4 protein-coding genes and 1 pseudogene are annotated in these 4100 nt (G+C 66.4%); 3 read left to right on the top strand and 2 right to left on the bottom strand.

From position 1 onward, the window contains the following. Positions 1-283 precede the first annotated feature (283 nt). On the bottom strand, positions 284-2389 hold the full coding sequence (locus AC2VOG_RS17930; protein ID WP_486941192.1) for an acyl-CoA dehydrogenase family protein: 2106 nt from the start codon (positions 2387-2389) through the stop codon (positions 284-286). A gap of 301 nt (positions 2390-2690) precedes the next feature. Between AC2VOG_RS17930 and kstR the strand changes: the two genes are divergently transcribed. Further along, positions 2691-3296, top strand: a complete 606-nt coding sequence (kstR, locus tag AC2VOG_RS17925; protein WP_486941193.1) for a cholesterol catabolism transcriptional regulator KstR — start codon at positions 2691-2693, stop codon at positions 3294-3296. Between the two features lie 30 nt (positions 3297-3326). Here kstR and AC2VOG_RS17920 read toward each other — a convergent pair. Beyond that, positions 3327-3522, bottom strand: a pseudogene (locus AC2VOG_RS17920) (hypothetical protein); the annotation flags it as partial. Positions 3523-3576: 54 nt separating this feature from the next. On the opposite strand from AC2VOG_RS17920, the gene AC2VOG_RS17915 reads away from it, so the two are divergent. Both AC2VOG_RS17915 and AC2VOG_RS17910 read left to right on the top strand, forming a co-directional pair. Then, positions 3577-3783, top strand: a complete 207-nt coding sequence (locus tag AC2VOG_RS17915; RefSeq protein WP_486941191.1) for a hypothetical protein — start codon at positions 3577-3579, stop codon at positions 3781-3783. Between the two features lie 9 nt (positions 3784-3792). Continuing rightward, the coding region (locus tag AC2VOG_RS17910) for a LamB/YcsF family protein (RefSeq protein ID WP_486941190.1) at positions 3793-4100 on the top strand (308 nt) is incomplete at its 3' end.

Here is a 4100-nt window from a genome sequence, read left to right as displayed (position 1 = left end):
CGTGCACACACTGCGATTTTTGCCGCGATTTTTCGCATTGGTTACACGTTCGGCGAGCCACTCCGTCATGGGGGTACATCAACGACTTGCGACAAAGCTCAGGGCGCTCTGGTGGCTGGCTGTCCGCTTGCCGCCTTCTGTCTAACCCTGCTGGGCATCGAGTGTGCACTGACGGCTTCGAGTGTGCGCAAGGGGCGGGATTTTCGCGATCTTCCCGCCCACGATGCACACTCGACGCCCAGGCTGCACACTCGATGCACTGGACGCGCATGGAGAAGTTCCTTCAGCGCGGCAGGCCGAGAAGGCGTTCGGCGGCCAGCGTCAGCAGAATCTGCTCGGTGCCACCCGCGATCGTCAGGCAGCGGGTGTTGAGGAAATCCTTGACGGTGTCGTCGGCGACGATGCCGGCACCCTCGGACAGGTCCATCCGAAACTCGGCCAACGCCTGCCGGTATCGCACACCGATGAGTTTACGGACGCTGGACTGCGCCCCGGGGTCTTGACCACCTACCGCGAGTTGGGCGATGCGCTGGTCGAGTAGCGAACCGATTTGGGCGGTGATGATCAACCGTGCGAGTTGATCCTGTTGTGCAACATCAAGATTCGCCTTCGCCGCTTCGTCGAGCAGCTGTTCCATCGGGTTGCCCAGCGCAGTGCCCGCGGCCATCGCGACCCGTTCGTTGGCCAGCGTGGTCCGGGCCAGCCGCCAGCCGTCGTTGACCGTGCCGACCACCATCTCGTCGGGCACGAATACGTTGTCGAGGAAAACCTCGTTGAACAACGCGTCGCCGGTGATCTCGCGCAGCGGCCGGATCAGGATGCCGGGCGAGCTCATGTCAATCAGGAAATAGCTGATGCCTTTGTGTTTCGCGGCGTCGGGGTCGGTGCGGGCCAGGCAGACACCCCATTGCGCCTTGTGCGCCGAGGAGGTCCACACCTTTTGTCCGGTCAACTCCCAGCCGCCGTCTACCCGAACCGCCTTGGTACGCAGCGAGGCCAGGTCCGAGCCCGCGCCAGGCTCGGAAAAAAGCTGACACCAGAAGATCTCGCCGCGCAATGTGCCGGGCACGAACTGCTCGATCTGCTCGCGTGTGCCGTATTCGAGGATGGTCGGCGCGGCCCACCAGCCGATCACCAGGTCGGGCCGGGTCACGCCGGCCGACGCCATCTCCTGATCGATCAGCAGCTGCTCGGCCGGCCCGGCCCCGCGCCCGTAGGGCGCAGGCCAGTGCGGCGCCAGCAGCCCGGCCTCGGCGAGCCCGGCCTGCCGTTGGTCGTCTGCCAGCGCCGCGATTCCGGCGACCGCGTCGGCGATCTCGGGCCGCAGGTCGGCAACCTCGCTGAGGTCGATACCGAGCTCGCGGCGGACACCGTCGGTGGTGAGTTCGGCGGTCCGGCGCAGCCAGCGTGCGGGCCCGCCGAGGAACTGCCCGATCGCGTAAGCCCGGCGCAGATACAGGTGCGCATCATGCTCCCAGGTGATTCCGATGCCGCCGAGCACCTGGATGCAGTCCTTGGCGTTCGCCTTGACCGCGTCGATGGCCACACCGGCCGCGATGGCGGCCGCGATGGACAGCTGCCGGGTGTCGTCACCCTGAGCGGCACGAGCAGCGTCGGCGGCAGCAACAGCCACCTGCTCGGTGCGGCAAAGCATCTCGGCGCACAGGTGCTTGATCGCCTGGAAGCTACCGATCGGTTTACCGAATTGTTCGCGGACCTTGGCGTAGCCGACAGCGGTGTCCAGCGCCCATCGGGTGATGCCGGCGGCCTCGGCCGAGAGCACCGCCGCTGTCAGGTCGGTCACCGGAGCGTCGATCACAGTGGCCAAAGCGTCGGTGAGCACCGCCCGCGCCAGGGGTCGGGAGAAGTCGGTGGCCGGGAGCGCCTCGACGGAAACGCCCTCGGCGGCGCCGTCGACGAGCAGCCACGTACCGCCGGCTGGCACCAAAAGCAAACCCTCGGCCACGCCGCCTAGCACAACCGGCACTGTTCCCGACGCCGTCGAAGTCGTCTCGTCGAACTCGACATCGCCGCCGAGCCCCACCCCAGCAGTGCGTTCCCCGGTAGCGAGGGCGGCGCGCAACCGCGGGTCGGAGACCACGAGGGTGGCCAGGGCCGTGGTGGCCACCGGTCCGGGCACCAACGCCCGGGCGGCCTCCTCGATCATCGCAGCCAGGTCCTCGATGGTCCCGCCGGCACCACCGCAGTCCTCGGGAACCGCGACACCGAATAAGCCCAGTTCGGCCAGGCCGTCGAAGACCGCTCGCCAGGCATTTGGCTTACCCTGTTCGATATCCCGGACCGCTTCGGTGGCGCCGGAGCCGACGGCCCAGTCGCGCACCAACTCCCGCGCCGCAAACTGTTCGGAGGAAATAGTGCTGGGGGTCATGCCCACCTGGACTCCTCGATCGACGGGTGGCGACGTTGCCGGAGGCACCACGCACAAGACTAGAACGTGTTCTAATAGTGCCAGTGTTCGATCGTCAAGTCGAATGCCATCGCAGCAGGACATCCCGGTGTCTCGGCCGCACGCTGGTGGGATATTCGCGCTGGGCATGCGTATCGTTTCGAGCGAGCGCCCAATGGAAGGAGCTGTCCGTCTGATGACCCGTTCGGCTTCGGAGCCAGCATCGGTCAACTCGGGGGAATCCTCGGGTTCGTCTTCTGCGCAACCTCGTGAGGTGATGAACGTGGCCGTATTGGCCGAGTCGGAACTCGGCTCTGAAGCGCAGCGGGAGCGCCGTAAGCGCATCCTGGACGCGACCATGGCGATCGCCTCCAAGGGCGGCTACGAGGCTGTTCAGATGCGCGCGGTGGCCGACCGGGCAGACGTCGCGGTGGGCACGCTGTACCGGTATTTCCCGTCCAAGGTGCACCTGCTGGTGACCGCGCTGGGCCGGGAGTTCGAACGCATCGACGCCAAGACCGACCGGTCCACCCTGGTCGGCGGGACGCCGAATCAGCGCCTGAATTTCATGATCAGCAAGCTCAACCGGGCGATGCAGCGCAATCCACTGCTGACCGAGGCGATGACTCGCGCCTACGTTTTCGCCGACGCATCCGCGGCCGGCGAAGTTGATCAGGTGGAGAAGCTGATCGACTCGATGTTCGCCCGCGCGATGGGCGACGGCGAACCGACCGAGGAGCAATACCACATCGCCCGGGTGATCTCGGATGTGTGGACCAACAACCTGTTGGCCTGGCTGACCCGGCGCGCGTCGGCGACCGACGTCAGCAAGCGACTGGAGTTGGCGGTTCGGCTGCTGCTCGGCAACGGCGATACCGCTACGGTGTAGTTCAGGGTCGAGGCGGGCCCTCCGGCCGGCGGGCCCGGGATAACCCAGCCGTTCGGCCGTGGCCAGCACGCGTTCCGGAAGCGCGTCCGACCAGCTGGTCCGGCCGGTTGTAGGCGTTCGAGATCGTAGTGCGCGACACCTTGAGATCGGCCGCCAACCACGCCAGGGCCGCCCAGCGTCGCGGCCGGGAGTTGCCTTCCCCGCGTCGAGATCGACGTTTTGGCAGGCCTGCACTCGAACTTTGCCGCCAAAACGTCGATCTCGGTGCGCAACGGCGATCATGGCGTACACCCCGGTGCACGCGTCCTGGCTCAACCAGATCGAGATCTACTTCTCCGTCGTTCAACGAAAAGCTTTTTCGCCCAAAGGCTTCACCAGCCTTGACGCCATCATCGACCGCCTCAACGCATTCGAGACCCGCGACAACCAGACCGCACGGCCATTCCACCACCACCGACCTCGACGAACTTACGAGCGAGACCATTAAGCTGCAAACGTGGCACGCATCGACCTCAACGCCGACTTGGGCGAGGGCTTCGGTGTCTGGCAACTCGGTGACGACGCCGCCATGCTCGGCATCGTCACCAGCGCCAACGTCGCCTGCGGTTTCCATGCCGGCGACCCGGCCAAGCTGCTGGCGGTGTGTCGACTGGCCGCGGAGCGCGGCGTACGGATTGGCGCGCAGGTGAGCTACCGCGACCTGGCCGGCTTCGGTCGCCGCTTCATCGACGTCACACCCGAAGACCTGCTGGCCGACGTGATCTATCAGATCGGCGCCCTGCACGGGCTGGCCCGGGCGGCCGG

The organism is Mycobacterium sp. TH-M11 (assembly GCF_057473725.1).
Note: the sequence above shows the minus strand (reverse complement) of the source record. Positions and strands in the feature narration are given on the sequence as shown.

Coding starts and splice junctions, on each gene's coding strand:
- AC2VOG_RS17930 (WP_486941192.1), bottom strand. CDS start 2,389: ATGACCCCCAGCACTATTTCCTCCGAACAGTTTGCGGCGCGGGAGTTG.
- AC2VOG_RS17915 (WP_486941191.1), top strand. CDS start 3,577: ATGGCGTACACCCCGGTGCACGCGTCCTGGCTCAACCAGATCGAGATC.